The organism is Rahnella inusitata, assembly GCF_018288855.1.
Classification (GTDB): Bacteria; Pseudomonadota; Gammaproteobacteria; order Enterobacterales; family Enterobacteriaceae; genus Rahnella; species Rahnella inusitata.
This window is the reverse complement of sequence record NZ_CP065024.1, coordinates 347,217-372,337: the sequence shown is the minus strand read 5'-3', so window position 1 is coordinate 372,337 and position 25,121 is coordinate 347,217. Positions and strand designations below refer to the sequence as shown.

General features: G+C 51.8%; 20 protein-coding genes. 9 read left to right on the top strand and 11 right to left on the bottom strand.

Features of this window, described 5'->3' with window-relative positions:
- Positions 1-185: 185 nt before the first annotated feature.
- Positions 186-1,595: a glutamate--ammonia ligase gene (glnA, locus tag I2123_RS01750; protein WP_112165209.1), complete on the bottom strand. Its 1,410-nt coding sequence runs from the start codon at positions 1,593-1,595 to the stop codon at positions 186-188.
- Between the two features lie 439 nt (positions 1,596-2,034).
- Between glnA and typA the strand changes: the two genes are divergently transcribed.
- From typA to fabY, 5 genes are all read left to right on the top strand, one after another.
- A complete protein-coding gene (gene typA / locus I2123_RS01745) occupies positions 2,035-3,858 on the top strand; it encodes a ribosome-dependent GTPase TypA (protein WP_112165207.1) in 1,824 nt (607 codons plus the stop codon).
- 163 nt (positions 3,859-4,021) lie between these two features.
- Positions 4,022-4,609, top strand: coding sequence for a glucose-1-phosphatase (gene yihX / locus I2123_RS01740; protein ID WP_213051674.1), 588 nt, complete (start codon positions 4,022-4,024; stop codon positions 4,607-4,609).
- A gap of 11 nt (positions 4,610-4,620) precedes the next feature.
- Positions 4,621-5,490 carry a virulence factor BrkB family protein gene (locus tag I2123_RS01735; protein WP_112165203.1) on the top strand — a complete coding sequence of 290 codons (870 nt, stop codon included), beginning with the start codon at positions 4,621-4,623 and terminating at the stop codon, positions 5,488-5,490.
- A gap of 18 nt (positions 5,491-5,508) precedes the next feature.
- Positions 5,509-5,946 (top strand): D-aminoacyl-tRNA deacylase, encoded by a 438-nt coding sequence (gene dtd / locus I2123_RS01730; protein WP_112165200.1) that lies wholly within the window; start codon positions 5,509-5,511, stop codon positions 5,944-5,946.
- A gap of 34 nt (positions 5,947-5,980) precedes the next feature.
- The gene (gene fabY / locus I2123_RS01725; protein WP_112165198.1) at positions 5,981-6,913 is read left to right on the top strand and encodes a fatty acid biosynthesis protein FabY; all 933 of its coding nucleotides are present in this window, start codon (positions 5,981-5,983) and stop codon (positions 6,911-6,913) included.
- Positions 6,914-6,989: 76 nt separating this feature from the next.
- Here fabY and I2123_RS01720 read toward each other — a convergent pair whose 3' ends face one another.
- Positions 6,990-8,681, bottom strand: a complete 1,692-nt coding sequence (locus I2123_RS01720) for an AsmA family protein (RefSeq protein ID WP_213051673.1) — start codon at positions 8,679-8,681, stop codon at positions 6,990-6,992.
- Positions 8,682-8,831: 150 nt separating this feature from the next.
- Complete coding sequence (locus I2123_RS01715; RefSeq protein ID WP_213051672.1) at positions 8,832-10,226, bottom strand: nucleobase:cation symporter-2 family protein; 1,395 nt, start codon at positions 10,224-10,226, stop codon at positions 8,832-8,834.
- A 238-nt stretch (positions 10,227-10,464) separates the two neighbouring features.
- On the opposite strand from I2123_RS01715, the gene gltS reads away from it, so the two are divergent.
- Entirely contained in the window at positions 10,465-11,676 is a 1,212-nt protein-coding gene (gene gltS / locus I2123_RS01710) for a sodium/glutamate symporter (protein WP_112165192.1), read from the top strand.
- A 67-nt stretch (positions 11,677-11,743) separates the two neighbouring features.
- On the opposite strand, the gene I2123_RS01705 is transcribed toward gltS, so the two are convergent.
- The 6 genes from I2123_RS01705 to gmk form a co-directional block, all read right to left on the bottom strand.
- The gene (locus I2123_RS01705; RefSeq protein WP_213051671.1) at positions 11,744-13,069 is read right to left on the bottom strand and encodes a PTS sugar transporter subunit IIC; all 1,326 of its coding nucleotides are present in this window, start codon (positions 13,067-13,069) and stop codon (positions 11,744-11,746) included.
- A 221-nt stretch (positions 13,070-13,290) separates the two neighbouring features.
- Positions 13,291-15,372, bottom strand: a complete 2,082-nt coding sequence (gene recG, locus I2123_RS01700; RefSeq protein ID WP_213051670.1) for an ATP-dependent DNA helicase RecG — start codon at positions 15,370-15,372, stop codon at positions 13,291-13,293.
- Positions 15,369-16,067 carry a tRNA (guanosine(18)-2'-O)-methyltransferase TrmH gene (trmH, locus tag I2123_RS01695; protein ID WP_112165186.1) on the bottom strand — a complete coding sequence of 233 codons (699 nt, stop codon included), beginning with the start codon at positions 16,065-16,067 and terminating at the stop codon, positions 15,369-15,371. Before trmH ends, recG begins: the two co-directional genes overlap by 4 nt.
- 5 nt (positions 16,068-16,072) lie before the next feature.
- Complete coding sequence (gene spoT, locus I2123_RS01690; protein WP_213051669.1) at positions 16,073-18,181, bottom strand: bifunctional GTP diphosphokinase/guanosine-3',5'-bis pyrophosphate 3'-pyrophosphohydrolase; 2,109 nt, start codon at positions 18,179-18,181, stop codon at positions 16,073-16,075.
- 19 nt (positions 18,182-18,200) lie between these two features.
- On the bottom strand, positions 18,201-18,476 hold the full coding sequence (gene rpoZ / locus I2123_RS01685; protein WP_056777549.1) for a DNA-directed RNA polymerase subunit omega: 276 nt from the start codon (positions 18,474-18,476) through the stop codon (positions 18,201-18,203).
- A gap of 54 nt (positions 18,477-18,530) precedes the next feature.
- A complete protein-coding gene (gene gmk / locus I2123_RS01680) occupies positions 18,531-19,154 on the bottom strand; it encodes a guanylate kinase (protein ID WP_112165182.1) in 624 nt (207 codons plus the stop codon).
- A gap of 281 nt (positions 19,155-19,435) precedes the next feature.
- Between gmk and ligB the strand changes: the two genes are divergently transcribed.
- On the top strand, positions 19,436-21,127 hold the full coding sequence (gene ligB, locus I2123_RS01675; RefSeq protein ID WP_213051668.1) for an NAD-dependent DNA ligase LigB: 1,692 nt from the start codon (positions 19,436-19,438) through the stop codon (positions 21,125-21,127).
- A 19-nt stretch (positions 21,128-21,146) separates the two neighbouring features.
- Here ligB and I2123_RS01670 read toward each other — a convergent pair whose 3' ends face one another.
- Positions 21,147-21,764 (bottom strand): trimeric intracellular cation channel family protein, encoded by a 618-nt coding sequence (locus tag I2123_RS01670; protein ID WP_112165178.1) that lies wholly within the window; start codon positions 21,762-21,764, stop codon positions 21,147-21,149.
- Between the two features lie 347 nt (positions 21,765-22,111).
- Here I2123_RS01670 and I2123_RS01665 point away from each other — a divergent pair, with 347 nt between their 5' ends.
- Together I2123_RS01665 and fabF are read left to right on the top strand one after the other, a co-directional pair.
- Positions 22,112-22,732 carry a TetR/AcrR family transcriptional regulator gene (locus I2123_RS01665; protein WP_213051667.1) on the top strand — a complete coding sequence of 207 codons (621 nt, stop codon included), beginning with the start codon at positions 22,112-22,114 and terminating at the stop codon, positions 22,730-22,732.
- 140 nt (positions 22,733-22,872) lie between these two features.
- Positions 22,873-24,147: a beta-ketoacyl-ACP synthase II gene (gene fabF / locus I2123_RS01660; protein WP_213051666.1), complete on the top strand. Its 1,275-nt coding sequence runs from the start codon at positions 22,873-22,875 to the stop codon at positions 24,145-24,147.
- An 81-nt stretch (positions 24,148-24,228) separates the two neighbouring features.
- On the opposite strand, the gene I2123_RS01655 is transcribed toward fabF, so the two are convergent.
- A complete protein-coding gene (locus I2123_RS01655) occupies positions 24,229-25,092 on the bottom strand; it encodes a YicC/YloC family endoribonuclease (RefSeq protein ID WP_112165171.1) in 864 nt (287 codons plus the stop codon).
- Positions 25,093-25,121 lie beyond the last annotated feature (29 nt).

The window sequence follows — 25,121 nt, the reverse complement described above, 5'->3', positions numbered from 1 at the left end:
TGTGGAGAAAAAAGCCCATCCGGAGATGGGCTGAAAGTTTCCACGGCAACAAATTAAATCGTCTTACTTGATTTTGACGCTGAAGGTTTTCTCACTACCTGACCTTCAGTCGGGTATTCCGCTCAGCGCCTGTACGAAGACGGGCGCTGAGTTCAGCTCTGATCGAAAGAGCAGACGCTGATTTATTAAACGCTGTAGTACAGTTCGAACTCAACCGGGTGCGGAGTCATACGAACGCGATCCATCTCTTCTTTACGCAGAGCGATGTAAGCATCGATCGCGTCATCGGTGAACACGCCGCCACGGGTCAGGAACTCGCGGTCTTCGCTCAGGCAGTTCATCGCTTCTTCCAGTGAACCTGCAACTTTTGGAATTTCTGCTTCTTCTTCCGGTGGCAGGTCATACAGGTTTTTATCCATCGCATCACCAGGATGGATTTTGTTGATGATACCGTCGACGCCAGCCATCATCAGCGCAGCGAACGCCAGGTATGGGTTAGCCGCTGGATCAGGGAAACGTGCTTCGATACGCATCGCTTTAGGGCTTGATACGTGTGGAATACGGATGGATGCAGAACGGTTACGCGCAGAATACGCCAGCATTACTGGTGCTTCGTAGCCCGGGACCAAACGCTTGTAGGAGTTGGTGGTCGGGTTAGCGTAGGCGTTGATCGCTTTAGCATGCTTGATGATACCGCCGATGTAGAACAGTGCCATTTCAGACAGGCCGCCGTATTTGTCGCCAGAGAACAGGTTGTTACCGTTCTTGAACAAAGACATATGGCAGTGCATACCGGAGCCGTTATCGCCAAACATTGGTTTTGGCATGAAGGTCGCGGTTTTGCCAAATGCGTGAGCCACGTTGTGAACCACGTATTTGTAGATTTGGATTTCGTCAGCTTTCTTGGTCATGGTGTTGAAGCGGGTTGCCACTTCGTTCTGACCAGCAGTTGCTACTTCGTGGTGGTGAGCTTCAACAACCAGGCCCATTTCTTCCATGGTCAGACACATGGTAGAACGCAGATCCTGAGAGGAGTCGACCGGAGGTACCGGGAAGTAGCCGCCTTTTACTGCAGGACGGTGGCCTTTGTTGCCGCCTTCGTATTTGGTCGCAGAGTTCCATGCGCCTTCGATATCATCGATAGCGACGTGAGAACCGGAGATGCTGCTGCCGAAACGCACATCATCAAACAGGAAGAATTCTGGCTCTGGCCCGAACAGAACGGTGTCCGCGATGCCGGAAGCACGCAGGAAATCTTCTGCACGCTTAGACGTTGAACGTGGGTCACGGTCATAACCTTGTAGCGTTGTTGGCTCAAGGATATCGCAACGAATGATCAGCGTGGTTTCTTCAAAGAATGGGTCCAGAACAGCAGTGCTGGCATCTGGCATCAGAACCATGTCAGATTCGTTAATGCCTTTCCAGCCACCGATTGAAGAGCCATCAAACATTTTACCTTCTTCGAAGAAGTCGGCGCTAACCTGGTGTGCAGGAATGGTGACGTGCTGTTCTTTGCCTTTGGTATCAGTGAAACGTAAATCTACAAATTTCACTTCATGCTCATTCAGCATCGTCAAAACGTGTTCAGCGGACATACTAGTTCTCCCGAATTTCTCATTATCGTCGTGGAACGAATAACCATTTTTTGGTCTTTAGTTGGAAATAACAGCCTTACTGGAACTGGCGTGTGGCCTAAACAGCACTATTATTGTCTGATAAGACTCTTTTCACCCTGTAAAGGGTATAGCGAAAACTGTGCCAACTTTGAGAAAATGCTAACAACGCCATTTTACAGGGCTCTTGCTCTCAATAAGTATGCACCATAACGGAAGTTATGCACTACAATGGTGCTAATCGTGAGATGTAAAGCACCAAAGTGGTGCGTCATATTGGTTCAGTGTTCTTTTTGCACCGTGAAAGGGATCACAAAGTAACCATCCTTAAGTTGTTTCAACAAGATCCTTGTGATCTTGTTTAGAACCTCGCTTAATACGTGTACAATAGCGCGCTATTTCTAATGCCTGAGGCAAAGCTGTGATCGAAAATTTGCGTAACATCGCCATTATTGCCCACGTTGACCATGGTAAAACCACCCTGGTCGACAAGCTGCTGCAACAATCCGGTACTTTCGGAGAACGTGCAGAAGCTACCGAACGCGTAATGGACTCCAACGATTTGGAGAAAGAGCGTGGGATTACCATCCTCGCAAAAAACACCGCCATTAATTGGAAAGACTACCGCATCAACATCGTGGATACCCCAGGACACGCCGACTTCGGCGGTGAGGTTGAGCGTGTGATGTCAATGGTCGACTCGGTGCTGCTGGTTGTGGATGCAATGGATGGCCCAATGCCGCAAACCCGCTTCGTGACTAAAAAAGCCTTCGCTAATGGTCTGAAGCCGATCGTGGTAATCAACAAGGTTGACCGCCCTGGCGCGCGTCCTGACTGGGTTGTTGATCAGGTCTTCGACCTGTTCGTAAACCTGGACGCAACCGACGAACAACTCGATTTCCCAATCATCTATGCATCTGCATTGTTGGGTATCGCGGGTACTGACCATAACGATATGGCCGAAGACATGACCCCGCTGTATCAGGCGATTGTTGACCACGTATCTCCGCCACAAGTTGAGATGGAAGCACCTTTCCAGATGCAAATCTCTCAGCTGGATTACAACAACTACGTTGGCGTTATCGGCATCGGCCGTATCAAACGTGGTACGGTTAAGCCTAACCAACAGGTCACTGTGATCGACAGCGAAGGCAAAACCCGTAACGGTAAAGTCGGTAAAGTTCTGACCCACATGGGCCTTGAGCGTATCGAAGCGACCGTTGCTGAAGCGGGCGATATCATCGCAATCACCGGTCTGGGTGAGCTGAACATTTCCGACACTATCTGTGACCCGGCAAATGTAGAAGCACTGCCAGCGCTGAGCGTTGATGAACCAACCGTTACCATGTACTTCAACGTCAACACCTCTCCGTTCTGTGGTAAAGAAGGCAAGTATGTGACTTCACGTCAGATCCTTGATCGTCTGAACAAAGAGCTGGTGCACAACGTGGCATTGCGCGTTGACGAAACTGAAGATGCTGATGCATTCCGCGTTTCAGGCCGTGGTGAACTTCACCTGTCGGTTTTGATCGAAAACATGCGTCGCGAAGGTTTCGAGCTGGCGGTTTCCCGTCCTAAAGTAATCAACCGTAAAATCGATGGCCGCATGCAAGAGCCATTCGAGAACGTGACACTGGATATCGAAGAGCAACACCAGGGTTCTGTTATGCAGGCCATGGGTGAGCGTAAAGGCGATGTCAAAGACATGATCCCAGACGGCAAAGGTCGTATCCGTCTTGATTATCTGATCCCAGCACGTGGCCTGATCGGCTTCCGTACTGAATTCATGACCATGACTTCAGGTACCGGTCTGCTGTACTCCACATTCAGTCACTACGATGATGTTCGTCAGGGTGAAATCGGCCAGCGTCAGAACGGCGTGCTGATTTCTAACGGTCAGGGTAAAGCAGTTGCGTTCGCACTGTACAGCCTGCAAGACCGCGGTAAATTGTTCCTGGGCCACGGCGCAGAAGTGTATGAAGGCCAGATCATCGGTATTCACTCACGTTCTAACGACCTGACTGTGAACTGTCTGACCGGTAAGAAACTGACCAACATGCGTGCGTCTGGTACTGACGAAGCAACGACTCTGGTTCCTGCTATCAAAATGTCTCTGGAGCAAGCTCTGGAATTCATCGATGATGACGAACTGGTCGAAGTGACTCCTCTGTCTGTGCGTATCCGTAAACGTCACCTGACCGAGAACGATCGTAAACGTGCAATGCGTGGTCCTAAAGAAGCGTAATCTTCTTTAACGTAAGCCGTTACACAGAAACAGGGTGCCTTTGGTACCCTGTTTTTTTTATGTTTTTTTTCTGCCCCTGCGTGCCATCCCGCAATTCTGTCACTGTTCAGCTGTACGTTTTACCGCTAAAGTTAACAGTCATCTTTGAAATCAGGAGCGTGCAATGCTGTACATTTTTGATATGGGAAACGTCATTATTGATATTGATTTCAAACGTGTTCTTGGCGTGTGGAGCAATTTCAGCGGAACCCCGCTTGCGACGCTGACTGAGCGATTCTCAATGGGCGAAGTCTTCCAGAAGCACGAACGGGGTGAAATCAGCGACGAAGAGTTTGCCGCCGAACTCTGCCATGAATTGGGCATCGCGCTGAGCTTCGAACAGTTCAGCCTTGGCTGGCAGTCGGTGTTTGTCGGCTTGCGCCCTGAAGTGATTGAGATCTTCAAGACGCTGCGCCAGCAGGGGCATCGCGTGGTGGTCTTATCGAATACCAACCGCCTGCATCTGGATTTCTGGCCGCAAAATTATCCTGAAATTGAAGCCAACACCGACGCCATTTATCTTTCACAAAACATCGGCATGAGAAAACCTGAGCCGGGCATTTTCCAGCATGTGCTGGCCCATGAAGGCGTGAGTGCCGGTGAAGCCGTATTCTTTGATGATGTGATCGAGAATATCGAAGCGGCGCGTGCCGTGGGGATTGAATCTGTGTGGGTGGAAGATAATCAGACAGTACCGAAGTACTTTTCCTGAAGGATGTTGTGATGCAGAAACGGGCACTGAGCCACTACCCGAAATCATGCTGGAAATTTACGCGCCTGCTTCTGCGGCGTTCAGATAAGGATGGCCTGACGCTTCTGGCGGGCCATTTAGCCTATGTCTCCTTGCTTTCTCTCGTGCCGCTTATCGCAGTGGTCTTTTCGTTGTTCGCCTTATTTCCGGTTTTTTCGGATATCAGCGCGCAGCTCAAAACCTTTATTTTCTCTAACTTCATGCCTGCGACCGGCAATACCATTCAGCGTTATCTCGAACAATTTGTGGCGAACTCCAGCAAAATGACCGCCGTGGGCACCTGCGGCTTAATCGTCACCGCGCTGCTTTTGATAGCCTCGGTAGACAGCGTGCTGAACAAAATCTGGGACAGCAAAACGAAACGCCCGATCGTATTCTCCTTCGCCGTGTACTGGATGGTGCTGACTCTCGGGCCAATCCTGCTGGTCGCCAGCGTGGCCATCAGCTCCTATTTGCTATCGCTGAATTGGCTGAATATCAGCGGCGTACATTCGCTGATCGACCATGCTCTGCGCATTCTGCCATTGCTGATTTCATGGATATCTTTCTGGCTGTTGTATCAGGTCGTACCGACGGTCAGAGTACCGGCGAAAGATGCGCTGATTGGTGCGCTCTTCTCTGGTGCATTATTTGAATTAAGTAAGAAAATCTTTGCTTTATATATCCAGCTTTTCCCGTCATATCAGCTGATTTATGGCGTTCTGGCGGTGATCCCCATTTTATTTCTTTGGGTCTATGTCAGCTGGTGTATCGTGCTTTTGGGGGCAGAAATCACCGTGACGCTCGGCGAGTTTCGGTCTCTGAGAAAATTGCAGTCTGCTCAAGATGTGGCAGCAGAATAATCAGTCAGAAGGGTTTTTATGATTGCGTTAATTCAGCGGGTGTTAAATGCCAGCGTCACCATTGATGGCGAAATCTGTGGTGAGATCGGGCCGGGATTGCTGGTGTTACTGGGTGTCGAGCAGGGGGATGATGAGCAAAAAGCCAAACGCCTGTCTGAACGGGTCATCGGGTACCGGATATTCGGTGACGAAAACGACAAAATGAATCTAAACGTCCAGCAGGCGGGAGGAAGCCTGCTGGTCGTATCGCAGTTTACGCTGGCGGCGGACACGCAAAAAGGCATGCGCCCCGGTTTTTCACGCGGCGCAGAGCCGCAGGAAGCCGACCGTCTGTATCAGTATTTCTGCGGGCAGTGCCGTGAAAAAGGTATCGCTACCGAAACCGGCCGCTTTGCTGCGGATATGAAAGTGGCGCTGGTGAACGACGGGCCGGTGACCTTCTGGCTACAAGTCTGATCGAAGAGGCATAAACGCCGGAGAGAACACAATTATGTATCACCTGAGAGTACCGACGACCGAAAAAGAACTGGCCGACTATTACCGATTTCGCTGGGAAATGTTGCGCAAGCCGTTGCGTCAGCCCGAAGGTTCAGAGCGTGATGCTTACGATTCCATTGCGCATCATCAGATGGTGGTGGATGAGCAGGGCTGTCCGGTCGCTGTAGGCCGTTTATATATTAATGCCGACAATGAGGCCTCTATCCGCTTCCTGGCGGTTGACCCCGATGTGCAGGATAAAGGGCTGGGAACGCTGGTGGCGATGACCCTGGAGTCTGTGGCGCGTCAGGAAGGCGTTAAGCGCGTGGTGTGTAGTGCCCGTGAAGACGCCGTAGAGTTTTTTGCCAAACTGGGTTTCATCAACCAGGGGGAAATTACCACGCCGCAAACCACGCCGGTGCGCCACTTCCTAATGATTAAACCGGTTGAAACGCTGGATGACATACTCCATCGCCCCGACTGGTGCGGTCAGCTGCAACAAGCCTGGTACGATCATATTCCTCTCAGCGAAAAAATGGGCGTGCGGATCAGCCAGTATACCGGCCAGCGGTTTGTTACCACGATGCCGGAGAACGGCAATCAGAATCCGCACCATACGCTTTTTGCGGGCAGCTTATTTTCACTCGCGACGCTGACCGGCTGGGGGCTGATTTGGTTACTGCTACGTGAGCGTCACCTTGGCGGGACTATTGTTCTGGCCGATGCGCATATTCGGTACAGTTCGCCGGTGACCGGCAGGCCGCGTGCGGTGGCCGATCTTGGTTCAATCAGTGGCGATCTGGACCGTCTGGCGCGCGGGCGTAAAGCTCGTGTGCAGCTTGAAGTGAATTTATACGGCGATGAGGCCGAAGGCGCAGTGTTTGAAGGCACGTATCTTGTTCTGCCTGCTGCACCCGGTGCGCCGCTGGAACCTGCAATTAACTAATTTTCAGCCCACTGTAAGCGCATAAAAAAGCACCGCGATGGCGGTGCTTTTTCGTTTCAGAATACAGCGCTGGCAGTTATGGCGCTGTCGCGCCGGAAACCAGTCCGTTCAGCATTCTCTGGTTGATAATCTGACCGTTGGCGCCGTTCACCTGAAGTGTGCCATTCAGCGTTGGCTTGTAATCCACGTTAGCCGGCATCTGCCCTTGCAGATTGAGCTGCATATTGGCGTTACCTTCAAGTTGCAGATGCGGCCATCCCCAGTTTTCCAGCTGATTAGCGGGCACGGCGCGCCCGGTCATTTTCACCGAAAACTGGCGCTGTGGTTGCTGATCCACCATCCCGGTGGCTTCCAGCAATCCCTCTTTCGTGAACGCACTCAGCTCTGAAATATTTACCTGACGGTCATTAGCCTCCAGAGTAATGGAAGGGCGACGCACGTCGTTGCGGTTGAATGTCGCTTCGCTGGCGTTCAGATTCAGCTTACCATTCCAGATCCCCCACTGATGGTTACGCGCCAGCAGCAGATTATTACCCAGCCCGTCCAGCGCTGTCAGCTGGAAGGGGAACTGTGGATCGATGTCAATAATCAGGTTTCTGTTGGCAATCAAACGGCCAATCGAGATTTCAGCCAGTGAATCCGGCAGTGGCTGTAACCAGAGCTGTCTCCAGTTTTGCGGCAGCGTGTATTCCAGCCCGGCGACAGAAAGCTCATCAAGTTGCAGGCGTTTATTAGCGCGGAGCCAGTTGCCGGTGGTACGCAACAAACTGCGCTCCCAGCGTGCCGTAGCCTGCTTGATTGAAATGCCTTGCGCAGTCAGGTCGAGATTGATGATCGGATCCTGAATATGCAAATTGCCGTTAATCATATCAGTCGCGTTTAGCGAGATTTCGCCGTCATCGCTTTGCCAGTCGCCTTTTTCCAGCGTCACATCCTGTACGGAAAGATCAACATCGCTGAATGCCCAGTCGGTTCCCTGCAAACGGGCGTCGATCAGATCAAGCCGTTTGAGGGTGACTTTTGGCAACGTCTGGAAATCATCGAAAAACTCAGAAAGCGATTTGGACGTTTGCAGGCGTACATTGCTCAGACGCAGATTTTCAATGTTCCAGCTGCCGTCCGCTGCCTGAGTGGCTTTGCCGGTGAGCTGACCGCGCGCCAGATCGCCGCCAAAATTGCCCAGCGTGAGAATTTTATTATTCAGGTTACCCTGAATCAGGACGTTTTCAGTGGGAAGTCCGTTGACGGTCAGATTCGCCGCGCTCAACTGAAAATCTGCTTTATCGCCCAGCAGTTGGTGGGGTTTGGGTTGCCATGGCGAAATCCCGGCATTGATCTGCTGACCCTGGATCTCCATTCCTGCCGCATTGCCGGTCAGCGCCATTTTGCTCAGTTGCAGCGTATTGGCCTGCAAAGGCAGGTTCATGGCGGAAGGGCTGATGTTCAGTCGCCCGTTGACCAGCACGACGCGGTCGAAAAAGCGGGGTTCAGTAATCTGACGCCAGCTTAAATCGAGATCGACTTCACCGGCGCTGAGAGTTTCTGGCTGATTTTTCTGCCCGAAGATGACATTGGTGAGCGTCACCCGCCCCGGCGTTGACCAGTCATGGTCCACTTTTTCGACGGCGAGCCGGTAATCACTGTTATCCGTGACCCAGGTACTGAGTTTGCCCGCCGCCCAGCGGGTCTGTAATAGGACGTACACCAGCACGATCGCCAGTACCAGAAGCAGGACGAACGTCAGCAAAATTTTACCGATAAATCTCATCGTCTGGGGCCTGTAGCGTGAATTAGGGATAAAGGTTCTCTGTTTATGCCGCAAACAGCGAATTTTCTCAACAGCTTAGCAGACTGGAGACAATAAAAAGCGGCAGGGGTTCCAGACCACCTGCCGCTGTTGCATGCGTATTACAGTCGGTTATGACTTTTCGTGAGGAAAAACCAGATTCAGAACAATCGCTGTAATCCCGCCTGCTGCAATGCCGGAGGAGAGCAGGGTTTTAATCCAATCTGGCGCGAATTGCAGGATCAATGGTTGCTGGGACACCCCCATGCCGACTGCCAGGGACAGCGCCATGATCATAATCGCGCGGCGGTTCAGACGTTCACGGGAAACAATACGTACACCGGAAGCCGCGATGGTACCGAACATCACGATGGTCGCGCCGCCAAGAACCGGTTCAGGGATGTGCTGAACGAATCCGGCAACCGCAGGGAAAAGCCCCAGGACGATCAGCATCAGTGCCACGACAAACCCTACATAACGGCTGGCGACGCCGGTCAGTTGGATCACGCCGTTATTTTGGCCGAAGCAGGAATTCGGGAAGGTATTGAATACCGCAGAGAGCATGGAGTTCAGGCCGTTGGCCAGTACGCCGCCCTTGATGCGCTTCATGTACAGCGGGCCGCTGACCGGTTGTTCGGAAACGTCGGAGGTCGCGGTGATATCACCGATGGTTTCCAGCGAGGTAACCATAAAGATAAGCATCAGCGGGACCAGAAGATTCCAGTCAATTCCCAGACCATAGTAAAGCGGCGTCGGGAAGGTGATCCAGCTGGTTTGCGTCGGGGCCGTTACGGTCGGCAACATCCCCATCATCCATGCGGCCAGATAGCCCACCGCCATCGCAATAACCAGGGAAGCCACACGCAGGTACGGGTTACGCTGACGGTTAAGCAAAATAATCACCACCAGAACCACAGCGGCCAGCATCAGGTTTTTCGGTGCGCCAAAGGTGTGATCGCTCATCGCGGCATATCCGCCACCGATGGATGTCAGACCGACCTGAATCAGCGACAGGCCGATAATCATCACGACAATCCCGGACACCAACGGAGTGATCACGCGGCGGGCAAGATGCAGGAAGCGGGAAAGAATGATTTCAGTACAGGAGGCCAGCATCAGTGTACCGAATAGCGCGGCCATCATCGTCGGGACATCGGCACCACCATTTTTCAGCGCCAGCCCGCCCATTATCAACGGAGACACAAAGTTAAAGCTGGTGCCCTGAATGGAAAGCAGTCCTGAGCCCACCGGACCCCAGGTTTTAATTTGTAAAATGGAAGCCAGACCAGAGGCAAACAGCGACATGCTGATGATGTGCTGGGTGTCCTGCGCGGGGAGCCCCAATGCCTGACAAATCAGTAATGCCGGGGTGATCACGGCAACAAACATCGCCAGCAAATGCTGGCAGGCGGCAAATAACGTCTGAGGAATGGGAGGACGATCTTCGAGCCGGTAAATCAGTTCACTTTTAGTCTGGCGGGAAAGGTCGGATTGCTGTGTTTCTTGTTCTGCGGTTTGCGTACTCATGTTGTGGCATTCCAATAAGCGGCAAAGCGGGCATTTTTATTGAAATTGACAATAAAAGCAATCGTTTGCTTGCACGGATTTGTCGCCATTAATTTGAGTTAATGAGTTTGTTAAGATCCGTTTTTCTTGCGTAATTCAGCACTATTGACTTCTAATTCATCCTCTGGGAAAAAACAGGCAATTGATAAAGCTATAACTCAATAATTTTATTGGATTTATTACAAAATGGAGTTCGTGAATGATTCAGCTCGATACCTACGGCACGTTGGTGGCCGCCACGCTGGTTCTCCTTTTAGGACGAAAATGCGTTCAGTCGATCAACTTCCTTAAAAAATACACTATTCCTGAACCTGTCGCGGGTGGTTTGCTGGTTGCCGTTATGCTGTTGATCGCCAACCGGATATTTGGCTGGGAAATTGGTTTTGATGTCTCGTTAAAAGAACCTTTGATGCTGGCATTCTTCGCCACCATCGGTCTTAACGCGAATCTTGCCAGCCTGCGCTCCGGTGGCAAAAGCCTGATGCTGCTGGTGTTTGTCGTCGTCGGATTGTTGTTGCTGCAAAACGTTATCGGCATAGGCATGGCTAAAATGCTGGGGATGGATCCGCTGATGGGGTTGCTGGCCGGTTCCGTTACGCTGTCCGGCGGTCACGGCACTGGCGCGGCGTGGAGCAAGGTGTTCGTCGAACGCTATGGCTTTGAGAATGCCACTGAAGTGGCGATGGCTTGTGCGACATTCGGGCTGGTGCTCGGCGGTATTATTGGCGGGCCGGTGGCGCGTTATCTGGTGAGCCACTCTTCAATGCCTGGCGGCTCGCTTGATGATTCAGCCGATCCAAGCGCATTCGAAAAACCTGCGATTGGCCGCATGATAACCCCGCTGGTGCTGGTGGAGACGATTGCGCTGATCGCCATTTGTCTGAGTGCAGGCACCCGTATTTCCGAATTGCTGCATGGCTCCGCTTTCGAAATTCCGACCTTTGTCTGTGTTCTGTTTGTTGGCGTGATCCTGAGTAATCTTCTGGCATGGCTGGGTTTCTACCGCGTATTTGACCGTGCGGTCTCGGTGCTCGGTAACGTCAGTCTGTCGCTGTTTCTGGCGATGGCGCTCATGAGCCTCAAACTCTGGGAAATGGCGTCGCTCGCGTTGCCGATGATGGCCATCCTGCTCGTGCAGACTATCGCGATGGCACTGTATGCGATTTTCGTTACCTATCGCGTGATGGGCAAAAATTACGATGCAGCGGTGCTGGCGGCAGGCCACTGCGGTTTTGGTCTGGGCGCAACGCCAACGGCGATTGCTAATATGCAGGCGATCACTAACCAGTTTGGCCCTTCGCATCTGGCATTTTTAGTTGTTCCTATGGTCGGCGCGTTCTTCCTTGATATCGCCAATGCCATCGTCATTAAATTGTTCCTGATGCTGCCGGTCTTCCCGGCGATTGCTTAACGGCCTTAGCAAAAAAAAAGGGCACAAAAACCAATATTTTGTGCCCGATTCATCACTTCAAATTTGCTTAATTCGCTGCGTCAGCTTGCTCAGTAAACACTTCTTCGGCTTCCGCTGCTTTCTCCTGAGTCAGTAACTGCTTCTCGTAGACTTTGAAGAACGGGTAGTAAATCATCATAGACAGGGCCATCAGCATGATGACCAAAATCGACACTTTGAAATCCCAGCCCATCGCCCAGGCTGCGCCAATCGGCGCCGGAGACGTCCACGGAACCAGTGAGATCATGTGCGGGAGAAGATCGGTGGAAACGGCCAGATAAGCGATCACGGCATTGACCATCGGAGCCAGCAGGAAGGGGATGAAAAATACCGGATTCATTACGATTGGGGTACCGAAGATGACCGGCTCGTTGATGTTAAAACAGCTTGGCACCAGACTGAGTTTCCCCATGGTACGCAGATGTGCCGACTTACTGCGGCAGAACAGCAGCACCAGCCCGATTGTGGCGCCAGAACCGCCAATGACGATCAGGAAATTCCAGAACGCCTCAGTCATGATGTGCGTCATCGGCAATCCGGCGGCCAGCGCGGTCTGATTCAGCCCGAGATTGGTCAGCCAGAACGCCTGCAACATCCCCGAGACAATCGCCGAGCCGTGGATCCCGGCAAACCATAGCAGATGACAAATCAGCACCGCCACCAGAATAGCCGGAAGCGAGTCTGCGGCGGAAATCAGCGGTTCAAACAGTGCCATGATGGCCTGTGGTAGCAGCATGTCAAAGCCTGACTGCACCAGCAAACTGATCGGGAACAGTGTAATCACTACGGCAATAATCGGGATCAGCAGATCAAACGAATGTTTGATGTTTGAAGGTACCTGTTCGGGAAGGCGAATGCCGATATTGTATTTCTTCAGCAGCCGCGTCAGTTCGGTGACATAAATCGCGACCAATATCGCGGTGAAAATACCCACACCGCCCAGCGCCTCCGTCGACATCTTTTTATCAACCTGCGGCGCGGCGACTAACAGGAACGACATCAGCGACAGCATAGCCGTCATAAATGGGTCAAGTTTGTAGCTTCTCGCCAGGTTGTAGGCAATGGAAGCCGCGATGTAGATCGACATGATGCCCATCGTCATATTGAACGGCGTCAGTATCTGGAGCTCATATTTCGCCGATAACGCCAACCAGCTGCGGGCAAACTCCCAGGAGGATTCCGGCGAAAAAGGCGGATGTACGAAAACCAGCAGAAACGAGCCGACAATCATAAACGGCATTGCTGAAATAAAGCCGTCACGCACCGCCATAACATGACGTTGAGAGGACAAGCGAGCTGCGAACGGACTAATTTTTTGTTCGATAAACTGAAACAGAGACTGGCTGATGCTCATAATGATATTGGCCTTATGGTGAAGAAATCACGCAGGGTTGCCTTAATTATCATCAGTGTAGATGCGGAGTGTGAAACCGGTTACAGACTTTGTGCGAGTCTGTGAAGGTCATCAAATAACCAGGGAAGAAAGAGGTTGAGGACGATTTTTGAACAAAAGTCTGAGGAATAGTTATTAAGGAAACATCATTTTTAATGATGTTTTGGCCAAAAAAGGAGGGATCAGGCGTTGGTGTAACGTACTCTTTCCGGCAGCCAGCGTTCTATCAACGCTTTGGCATGTTCGGGGAATTGTTGCTGAAGATAGCGGGCGATACGCTGCACATCCGGGATCATCGCCTGATCGCGAAGCAGATCGGCCACTTTGAACTCGGCGCTGCCGGTCTGACGCGTACCCAGCAATTCACCCGGACCACGAATTTCTAAATCCTGCTGAGCAATGACAAAGCCATCGTTACTGTCGCGCAAAACCTGCAAACGTTTCTGTGCGGTCTTGCTGAGCGGCGTTTTGTATAACAGTACACAGTGAGAAGCCACCGCACCACGGCCAACGCGGCCACGTAACTGATGCAACTGCGCTAAACCCAGCCGCTCGGGGTTTTCGATGATCATCAGGCTGGCATTCGGCACGTCGACTCCCACTTCAATCACGGTCGTTGCCACCAGCAGCTGTACTTCGCCTTTTTTGAACGCCTGCATGACGGCCTGTTTTTCCTGCGCCTTCATACGGCCATGAACCAACCCGATATTCAGCGCAGGTAGCGCTTCTTTCAGACCTTCCCATGTGGCTTCTGCCGCCTGTGCTTCAAGCATTTCTGATTCTTCGATAAGCGTACAGACCCAATAGGCCTGACGATTTTCCAGCTCACAGGCACTTTTTACGCGGCTGATTATGTCGCTGCGGCGCGTATCCGGGATGGCAACGGTGGTCACCGGCGTGCGTCCCGGCGGTAACTCATCAATCACCGAGGTATCCAGATCGGCGTAAGCGGTCATCGCCAGCGTTCGTGGAATTGGAGTGGCGGTCATAATTAACTGATGCGGGTGAAAGCCTTGCTGCAACCCTTTCTCCCACAGTGCCAGGCGCTGATGAACACCAAAACGGTGTTGTTCATCAATGATCACCAGAGATAACGAGGAGAAAAGTACCTGTTCCTGGAAGATGGCATGAGTGCCGACCACCATAGATACCTGGCCGCTGGCAATCGCTTCCTGCTGCGCCTGCCGGGCTTTGCCTTTTTGCTTACCCGCCAGCCAGCCAACCTGAATTCCCAGCGGTTCGAACCACTGGCGGAAGTTATTGGCGTGCTGTTCGGCGAGTAACTCCGTCGGTGCCATCAGGCCGACCTGCTGCCCCTGCGCGATGGCGCAAAGTGCGGCGAGAGCAGCGACCAGCGTTTTACCTGAGCCGACATCGCCCTGCACCAGACGCATCATCGGATAACTTTTTGCCAGATCCTGCTCAATTTCGGCAACAACGCGATCTTGCGCACCGGTAGGGCTGAACGGGAGAGAAGCGAGGAACTGTTTTTTCAGGCGATCGTCGTGATGTAACGGCAACGCTTTATAACTTTGCGTACCAGCGCGCACGGCCAGCATGCTGAGATTGTGCGCCAGTAACTCTTCCATTATCAGACGGCGCTGTGCCGGATGATGACCTTTCTCGAGGTCGGCAAGCTGAATGTCCGGAGGTGGGCGATGCAGAAGATGCAGTGCCTCAGGCAATGAAATCAACGAGCGGCTTAGCTCTTCCGGCAATAGCTCGACGATAGGAACAGTATCAAGGAGTTCAAGCGCCTGATCGGTCAGTTTGCGCAGCGTCGCCTGACGAATGCCTTCGGTGGTTGGATAAACAGGCGTCAGCGACTCCTGCAAAACGACTTCGCTGTTTTCGCCCTGAATGCGGTATTCGGGATGAATTATTTCCGCGCCAATCGTGCCGCGTTTGATTTCGCCATATGCGGTCACACGTCGGCCTGCGGCCAGGCTGTTTTTCATCGCGGCGTTGAAGTTGAAGAAGCGCAGTGTGACCAGCCCGGTGCCATCACTGATCTGACAGGTCAGCATTCTGCGACGACCAAAGCTGATATCACTGCGCAGTACTTCGCCTTCAATGGTGGCAAACAGTCCGGGTTGTAAATCGCTTATGGCGTACAGACGGGTGCGGTCTTCATAGCGCAGGGGAAGGTGAAGCAGTAAATCCTGAATAGTTTCAAGGCCGAGCTTAGCGAGTTTGTCTGCCTGACTGGCTCCGACGCCAGAAAGTGACGTGAGTGGGATGGCGTCGAGCAGGCGGCCTTTCATCTTTTTTTGACCGTCATTTGCATCGCTGTCCACCATTCGTCATCAGCAATAATCTGACCTGTTTCATCGATGAACGGGCGCGGTAACTTCTTTCTTTTAGCCACGTTAGACAGAACCGGATAGCCGCCTTCAAACAGCAAACGCTGTTGTTCTTTCTCGCTCAACACGGTGCTTTCGCGACGATACATCCCGGCATTTTCGCGCTGGCGCTGGGCTTCATAAAGAATCAGCGCGGAGGCCACGGAAACATTTAACGACTGCACCATGCCAATCATTGGAATGATGATGTCGCTGTCTGCCAGTGCGAGTGCTTCAGGCGTAATGCCGGTTTTTTCCTGACCCAGTAAAATACAGGTCGGACGGGTGTAATCAATTGCGCGAAAGTCGACGGCTTTTTCAGAGAGGTTTGTGGCTAAGATTTGCATACCCTGCGCCTTCATTTTGGCGACGGCATCTTGAATGGTTTTGTGTGTTTTGACCTGAACCCAACTGTTGCTGCCTGCGGCAGAAGAGACCAGCGTTTTCATTCTTGTCGTCGGCCAGACCGCATGTATTTCATGCACACCCACTGCATCGGCGGTGCGAATGACAGCAGAAACGTTATGCGGTTTATGCACCTGTTCCATACAGACTGTGAGGTCTGGCTGGCGGGCCGTCAGCATTTCACGAATACGTGCATAACGTTCTGGGGTCATAACAATCAGTTTCGGTTGCGGGTTACTTTGATAACGTCCGGCATGATACGAATTTTACGCATAATATTCGCCAGATGAACACGATCGCGGGTCGTCAGGCGGATAAAGGCGCTGTAGACGCGGCCGTCTTTTTCTTCCGTGCTCAGGCTCTGGATATTCGACTGCGCGGCATTGATTGCTGCTGTCAGGTTGGCCAGAGCACCCTGATGATTGAACATATCGACTTTAATTTCAGCGATAAATTCCTGATCGGTTTCCTGATGGTCATCCCAGTCAACGGCCATGAATTTCTCAGGTTCTTTCTGATAGCCGCGGATATTACGGCAGGATTCATGGTGGATCACCAGACCTTTGCCTGGACTGATGTGGGCAATGATCGGGTCACCTGGAATTGGACGACAGCATTTGGCGAAGGTAATCAGTACGCCATCCGCGCCTTTAATCGGCAGATTGCGTGTGCCAGAGGTCGCCATGGAAGACTGGTCGCCCATCAGATTTTTAGCCACAACAACGCTCATCGCGTTACCGAGGCCAATTTCAGCCAGTAAATCATCCATCGCCGTGAGCTTCATACGGTCCAGCTCATTTTTGATGTTCTCTGGTGGAATGTCTGACAGTTTCTTACCGGCTCCCAGCGCATGATTGAGCAGGCGACGGCCCAGAGAAACCGAGTCATCACGCTTGAGGTTCTTGAGCATCTGGCGAATTTTGGCGCGTGCGCGCGAACTCACCACAAAGTTCAGCCATGCGGCATTCGGGCGTGCACCTGGAGCGGTAATGATTTCGATAGTCTGGCCGCTGGTCAGCGGCTGCGAAAGCGGATACGGCTGGCGGTCAACGCGCGCACCTACGCAGGCATGACCAATATCGGTATGCACAGCGTAAGCGAAGTCGACCGGCGTCGCACCGGCAGGCAGTTCGACGATTCGGCCTTCAGGCGTAAAGACGTAGATCTCATCCGGGAACAGATCTGATTTCACGCTCTCGATAAATTCAAATGAGTTACCCGCACTTTGTTGCAGTTCGAGCAAACTCTGTAACCAACGCTGGGCACGAATTTGCGCCGTCGTGCTGGTTTCACTGTTCTCTTTATAAGCCCAGTGAGCGGCAACCCCCATCTCTGCCATCTGATCCATATCTTCAGTACGGATCTGCACTTCAACCGGTACGCCGTGAGGCCCGATCAGAGAAGTGTGGAGAGATTGATAGCCGTTGGCCTTGGGAATCGCGATGTAATCTTTTACCCGACCTGGACGCGGTTTGTACAGGCTGTGCGCCTGTCCTAATACGCGATAACAGGTATCGAGTTCTTTTACGATCACCCGGAACGCGTAGATATCCATAATCGAATGGAAACGCTGTTCTTTCAGGTGCATTTTGCAATAGATAGAGTACAGGTGCTTTTCGCGACCGCTGACGCGGCACTGAATACCAGCTTCTGTTAAACGGCCTTCTATCTCGGAGAGGATCTTCTGAATCATCTCTTTACGGTTACCACGCGCGGCTTTCACCACTTCTTTAATGACGCGATAACGGTTCGGATAAAGGGCTTCGAAGCCAAGCTCTTCGAGCTCGGTTTTCAGATGATGAATACCCAAACGGTGAGCCAGCGGGCTGTAAATTTCCAGCGTTTCGCGGGCAATGCGGCGACGTTTATCCGGGCGCAAAGAGCCCAGTGTGCGCATATTGTGGGTACGGTCAGCGAGTTTGATCAAAATGACGCGGATGTCTTGCACCATCGCCATGACCATTTTGCGAAAGTTTTCCGCCTGTGCTTCTTTCTTATCGCGGAATTTCAGCTTGTCTAACTTTGAAACGCCTTCAACCAGTTCAGCAACGCTTTTGCCAAACAGTTGTTCCATATCCTGGTAGGTTGCAGGCGTGTCTTCGATAACGTCGTGTAATAACGCCGCCATCAGAGTCTCATGATCGAGCCTCATTTCAGCCAAAATACATGCCACGGCGACCGGGTGAGTAATATAAGGCTCACCGCTGGAACGTGTCTGCCCCTCATGCGCGTCCCGCGCAACAAGGTAAGCCTGCACGAGGCGCTTAATTTGCTCCTCCGGCAGGTATTTTTGAATCAGTTGATTCAGGCTTTCAAAGATATACAAGTGAGATCCGTTTCGTTAATTAACGACGACCTTCAGCGATGGCAGTAACTGCCTGAATCTCTGCGGCTTCCTGCTCTTGCTGTTCCTGACGATCGCGAACATCAAGGATTTTGTTCGTGATCAGGCCTTCTTCGATTTCGCGCAGAGCGATAACGGTGACCTTGTCGTTTTCTTCAGCGACCAGTGGATCTTTACCACCAGATTGCAGCTGGCGTGCGCGACGAGCAGCCACCAACACCAGGTCAAAACGGTTACCAATTTTTTCTACAGCGTCTTGAACAGTTACGCGTGCCATATATGTGCTACTCCACAGGGTGACGAAAGACTGGGCATAATACTGAAAGTGACTTCAGTCTGCCAATAGTTTGGTGATTAATCCGTCATGACGGAGTTTTTGACGGCTCAGACGAAGACGTTCGGCGCGAATAATGGTTTTTAAATCCGACAGAGCCAGATCAAAATCGTCATTCACGATTAAATAATCGTATTCGGCATAGTGCGTCATTTCTGCCACAGCTTGTGCCATACGTTTTGCGATCACTTCTTCGCTGTCCTGACCACGGCCACGCAGGCGACGATCCAGTTCATCTTTCGATGGCGGCAGCACGAAAATACTGCGCGCCTGCGGCATTTTTGTGCGGATTTGCTGCGCACCCTGCCAGTCAATATCCAGAAAAACATCCACGCCAGATGCTAAAACCTGCTCAATGGTGACACGTGAAGTTCCGTAGTAATTACCGAACACTTCGGCATGCTCTAAGAAATCATCTTTTTCGATCATCTCAATAAATTCATCTTTTGAGACAAAGAAATAGTGCTCGCCATGTTTCTCGCCCGGACGTTCTGAACGGGTCGTGTGTGAAATAGAAACCTGCGTGTCGTAGAGCGGTTGCGTTTTAAGTAAAGCCTGAATCAGACTTGATTTACCTGCTCCACTGGGAGCGGAGATGATATACAGCGTGCCTTGAACCATGATGATGACGTTTCAACTGAATGGGTTGATAGGAAGTATGCGAAGAGTGATCTCTCGCACAGTATACACGCTCGCCGCATCCGGTGCAGCGTCCAGTCGTATTTCATCGCAACTTCGCGACAGAAAATAGCCCTTCTTTAAAGATTTCCGCGCCGTATTCCAAAATTTCTTGCCGTTGCTGCAACAAATGAAATAACCGGGGAGGCATCGCGCAATCATGAAAAGTGGTACTGGCAGGAAAGATGTCACCGACGTCTACTTGCATCCACAAGGAGGTGCCTATGCGCCATTTGATTATCAGTCTGATGTTTCTATCATTTTATTCTGTTGCCAGTGACGTCTCGCCAGAGACATGTCCCGTATGGTCATCAGCGCGCCTGACTCAGGAAACCCGCCAGCTCACAACACAGTTGGCGCAGTGGGATAAGGATTATCATCAGTCCGGCAGCAGCCCGATTGAGGATGCGGTTTACGATAATTTGCGCCAGAAACAACAATTGTGGCTGCAGTGTGCCGGTCAACCCGTCCCGGTCATAGCTGTGCCGGGCGGTGATGATGCGGTTTATGCTCATCCTGTTGCCCATACCGGACTGAGTAAGTTGCGTGACAAACAAGACGTTGCGAACTGGATGCGCGGGCGCAAAAATCTTTGGGTCCAACCTAAAATCGACGGCGTTGCCGTCTCACTGGTATATCGGCATGGAAAACTTGCCGCGTTACTCAGCCGCGGTGATGGTCAGAAAGGCCAAAACTGGACGACCAAAGCGGCTTTTATACCTTCAATACCTCTTAAGATCGCAGACATCCGCCCCGAACTGGTATTGCAAGGTGAGTTGTATCTGAAGATGACCGGTCATCAGCAAAGTGCTGAGGGTGGCGTCAATGCGAGATCCAAAGTGGCTGGCGCAATGATGCGTACTTCCGCCACTGAACTGCTGAATCAAATGGGCGTGTTCATCTGGTCATGGCCAGACGGCCCCGCCGTGATGTCCGATCACCTTCAGCGATTGAGTCAGCTCGGGTTCCCTGTTGTTTCAGAATTTACTCTTCCGGTAAGCTCGGTGGATGACGTCGCGAAATGGCGCGATGCCTGGTTTGTTCAGCCAATGCCTTTTGCAACTGACGGTGTGGTTATCCGTCAGGAGGAAGAGCCCGCAGGGAAATACTGGCAGAACAAACCTGCTACCTGGGCTGTGGCATGGAAATATCCACCCGTGCGGCAACTCACGGAAGTTTCAGGAATTTCCACGACGACGGGGCGCAGTGGCAAGGTAACGGTCATTCTTAATCTGAAAGCGCTAAAGCTTGATGATAAATGGGTGAGCAAAGTGAATGTCGGTTCCGTTTCCCGTTTTAAACAATGGGATGTGCTTGTTGGAGATCAGGTGGCCATTACGCTGGCCGGTCAGGGGATCCCCAGGCTGGATGAAGTGGTATGGCGGGTAAGCGAGCGGCCACAAATGGGATTACCAGACCCTCAGTCATACGGCCCACTTTCTTGTTTTACCCCGGAAACAGGCTGCAGAGCGCAGTTTCTCTCACGGTTAATCTGGCTGAGCGGCGCTGAAGGACTTGATATGGCGGGCTTTGGTGGAGCGACATGGCAAAAGCTGGTGGATGGCATTCCGCTCAACTCTTTAACGGACTGGCTCACGTTGGATGAAAAAGAAATGTCGGCAGTTCCGGGGATAGGTATTAAACAAGCGCAGAAACTAATGGCGCAAATTCAGTTGGCTCGGCAGAAAAGCTTTCGACGCTGGTTGTCTGCATTAGGTTTCCCGTCGTTTGCCCTGACATTTGCGCAGCAACAGCAAACGTGGCGTCAGATCCAACAGCTGACACCGCAAGACTGGGAGATGACGGCAGGTATGGGTAAAAAACGCACCTCTCAGGTATTGGATTTTATCCATCATCAAGAGGTTGCCGCTATGATCGATGCGTTAAAACAGGCGCAATTACCCGCCTTTCAGTGACGGGTAAACGGATAAATATTTAGTGATCTGAATGCGGGTAATTAAAGACCGGTAACCCAAGGCGGAACCGCAGGGCGATCAGGCGGGCAATAAAGCCAACCAGCAGGGTAATAATGATCACCAGATTATGTGGCAGGGAGAAATATTGCAGGCCGATGTATACCCAGGCCGAGGCGAAGGAAATGCCTGCGTAGATTTCCTTCTGGAATACCAGCGGGATCTGATTGCACATCATATCCCGCAGTACGCCACCGAATACGCCGGTGATCACGGCACTGACGGAAGCGATAATGGCGCCGTGGCCCATATCGAGCGCGACCTGTGTCCCGATAATTGAGAACACGACCAGACCCAGTGCATCAAGCACCAAAAAGAGCCTGCGCAGATGTTGCATCAGCGGGGCAAGCCATGTGGTCATAATCGCAGCAACGGCAACAATGACAATGTATTCCGGGTGTTTGACCCATCCGAGCGGGTAGTGACCCAGCAACATATCCCGCACAGAACCCCCGCCAATCGCCGTAGCAGAGGCGATAATGATGACGCCAAAGGAGTCCATCTTGCGCCGTCCGGCAGCCAGAGCACCGGTCATGGCTTCTGCGGTGATCCCAATAATATAAAGAACAGTGAGTAACATGTGTGTGCGCCGGACGTGTCAGGAAAAATGAGAAAACAGTAGCCGCGTAGAGTAATGAGGTTTTCAATTCCACTCGACTGATTTTTTCTTTTGCATCGGATTTAAAATTAATAAAACTAATGTGAAATGACGCTCAATCATGCATTGCAAAAGGAATTGAGACAGTAATGACGTATTTTAGATTAGAAAAATCGTAAATACTTGGCTGTTTACTGTCCTTGATCGGTGTTCAAAGGAAATGTCCGATCCCCGGCCCCGGTCAAAATCTACTGCTTATTGGTTACGATTATGTATAATCGTTACTAACTCACACACCGATTAATTGATTTACCTATCCGGAGGAGTTTATGAAACCCGTTATTCCGGTTGCGTTAACTCAGCGTGGACCTCCCGAACATGAACGGCGTGAGCAAATCATTAATGCAGCATTCGAACATTTCCGACTTTATGGGTATGCCAAAACCTCCGTGGCCGATCTGGCAAAGTCCATCGGTGTCTCGAGTGCTTATATTTATAAGTTTTTTGAATCAAAACAGTCAATTGGCGAAGCGATTTGTTCTCAGCGCGTCGGACAAATAGATCAGGCCTTGTTGCTGATCGCAGAAAGTGATCAAAGTGCCACTCTGCGCCTGCGATCCATTTTTAAAACGCTGCTTACGCGTAGTCTTGATCTCTTCTTTCAGGACAGAAAGCTGCACGACCTTGCGGCGATAGCCTCGGCTCAGCAGTGGAAATCGACGCTAAATCATCGGGCTATGATTTACAGCATTATCGAGAAAGTCGTCACTGACGGCCGTGAATCCGGTGAGTTTGAGCGTAAAACCCCGCTTGACGAGGTGTGTATGGCGATCACTACCGTGACGACGCCATTCTCACATCCGCTGTTGCTGGAGCAAAAAACGCCTGAGCAACTTGAAGAGCGTGTAACCGCAATCACCAGTCTGGTTCTACGAAGCCTGGCGAAATAGTGGCGACAAAATTGTCGGGTTACGGGTTTGCAAAATCGTAATTCGTCACATACTGTCAGCCTTTACAAAAACCTGTTTCTGCCGGACTTCTGAAAGTCCCAGCAAAAACGTATGCATTAACGGACAGAGAGGAACATTTTATGTCTCATCGTCGAGTGGTTATTACCGGCATGGGGGCTGTGAGTCCTCTGGGCTGTGATATCGAAACTATCTGGAAGCGCCTGCTGGCCGGTCAGTCTGGTATCCGTGTTTTGCCGGAAGAGATTGTAGAAACGCTGAGCGTCAAAATTGGTGGTCAGGTGCAAACCAAAGAACAAGATCCCGAGTCTGGTTTCGATCCGGATCAGTTCGTGGTGCCGAAAGACCAGAAAAAAATGGATCGTTTCATTCTGTTCGCGATGGCAGCAGCAGAGATGGCCATTACCAATGCGGGCTGGAAAGCGGAAACTGCTGAGCAGCAGGAACGTACGGCGACCGTAATCGGTTCCGGTATCGGTGGTTTCCCGGCCATTGCACATGCGGTGCGTACGAATGACAGCCGTGGTGCCAAACGCTTATCGCCTTTCACCATTCCTTCATTCCTGGTGAATCTGGCTGCCGGTCAGGTCTCTATTAAGCATCAGTTCAAAGGTCCAATTGGCGCACCGGTTACCGCTTGTGCGGCAGGTGTTCAGGCTATCGGCGATGCCGTGCGTTTGATTCGTAACGATGAGGCCGACGTTGCTCTGTGTGGCGGCGCCGAAGCGGCGATCGATACTGTCAGCCTTGGTGGTTTCGCGGCAGCTAAAGCAATGTCCGCAGGTCACACCGATCATCCGGAGAAAGCATCCCGTCCATTCGACAGCGGCCGTGATGGTTTCATCATGGGCGAAGGCGCCGGTATGCTGGTCATCGAAGAGCTGGAACATGCGAAAGCGCGTGGTGCCACCATTCTTGCTGAGATCGTGGGTTACGGGACAAGCGGCGATGCTTATCACATGACATCTGGTGCGGAAGACGGTAATGGCGCAGGTCGTGCGATGAAAATCGCATTGCGGCAGGCCGGTATTCAGCCTTCAGACGTACAGCATTTGAATGCACACGCGACCTCTACCCCGGTAGGCGATCTCGGCGAAATCAATGCGATCAAAACCCTGTTCGGTACCGATGGAAAACTGGCAGTGACCTCTACCAAATCCGCGACTGGCCATCTGCTGGGTGCGGCTGGTGGTCTGGAAACCATCTTCACCATTCTGGCCATCCGTGATCAAATTGTTCCACCCACGCTGAATCTGGAAAACAAAGATGAAGCCGCTGCCGGCCTGAACATCATCGGTAATACTGCCCAAAAGCACGGTATTACCTATGCTTTGTCGAACGGTTTCGGTTTCGGCGGCGTGAATGCCTGTGTATTGCTCAAGCGCTGGGAAAATTAATTTTTCTCTCCGTTAAGTATAAAAAAAACGCCTCGGGTTGTGATGACCAGAGGCGTTTTTTATTATGGAGGCGCTGAGGATTTACTCAATATTCTGAATCTGCTCGCGCATTTGTTCGATCAGCACTTTCAGCTCGATTGCTGATGTAGTGACATCGGCATTGATTGATTTAGATGCCAGCGTGTTCGACTCGCGGTTGAATTCCTGCATCATGAAATCAAGACGTCGGCCAACAGCTTCCTCTTTCTTCATGATTTTATGAGTTTCTTTGACGTGTGCTTCCAGCCGGTCCAGCTCTTCGGCGACATCAACGCGTTGTGCCATCAGCACTAATTCTTGTTCCAGACGGGTGTTTTCCAGCTGAACCTGTGCGTCTTCCAGTTTGCTGACCAGACGCTCACGCTGCCATTGCAGAATGTTCGGCATATGGGCGCGAACTTTCAGCACTTCGGCACTGACGCCGTCGAGACGTTGCTCGATCATCACTTTCAGTGCGGCACCCTCGCTTTCGCGGGCGCTGATAAAATCATCCAGTGCGGTTTCCAGTGCCAGCAGCAGCTCGGTGCTGATGGCGTCCAGATCCTGTTCTTCTGCCAACATCACACCCGGCCAGCGCAGAACTTCCAGCGGATTGATTTCGCCTTCGTCGCTCTGCATTTTCACCCACTGCGCCGCTTCAACCAGTTGCTTAGCCAGTTTTTCATTGAGCTGCAATGAGCTTTGCGCGCCAGGGTCGAGATCAAAGCGCAGGTTACATTCGACTTTACCACGGGTCAGACGGGCACGAATGCGCTCGCGCACGACCGGCTCCAGGCTGCGGAATTGCTCCGGAAGACGGATATAAGTTTCAAGATAACGTTGGTTTACAGAGCGGAGTTCCCACGCTGCGCTGCCCCAGTCACCCTTAATTTCGCGTCGGGCATAAGCGGTCATACTACGAATCATGTATGCGTACCTGTTGATGTAAAGATTGA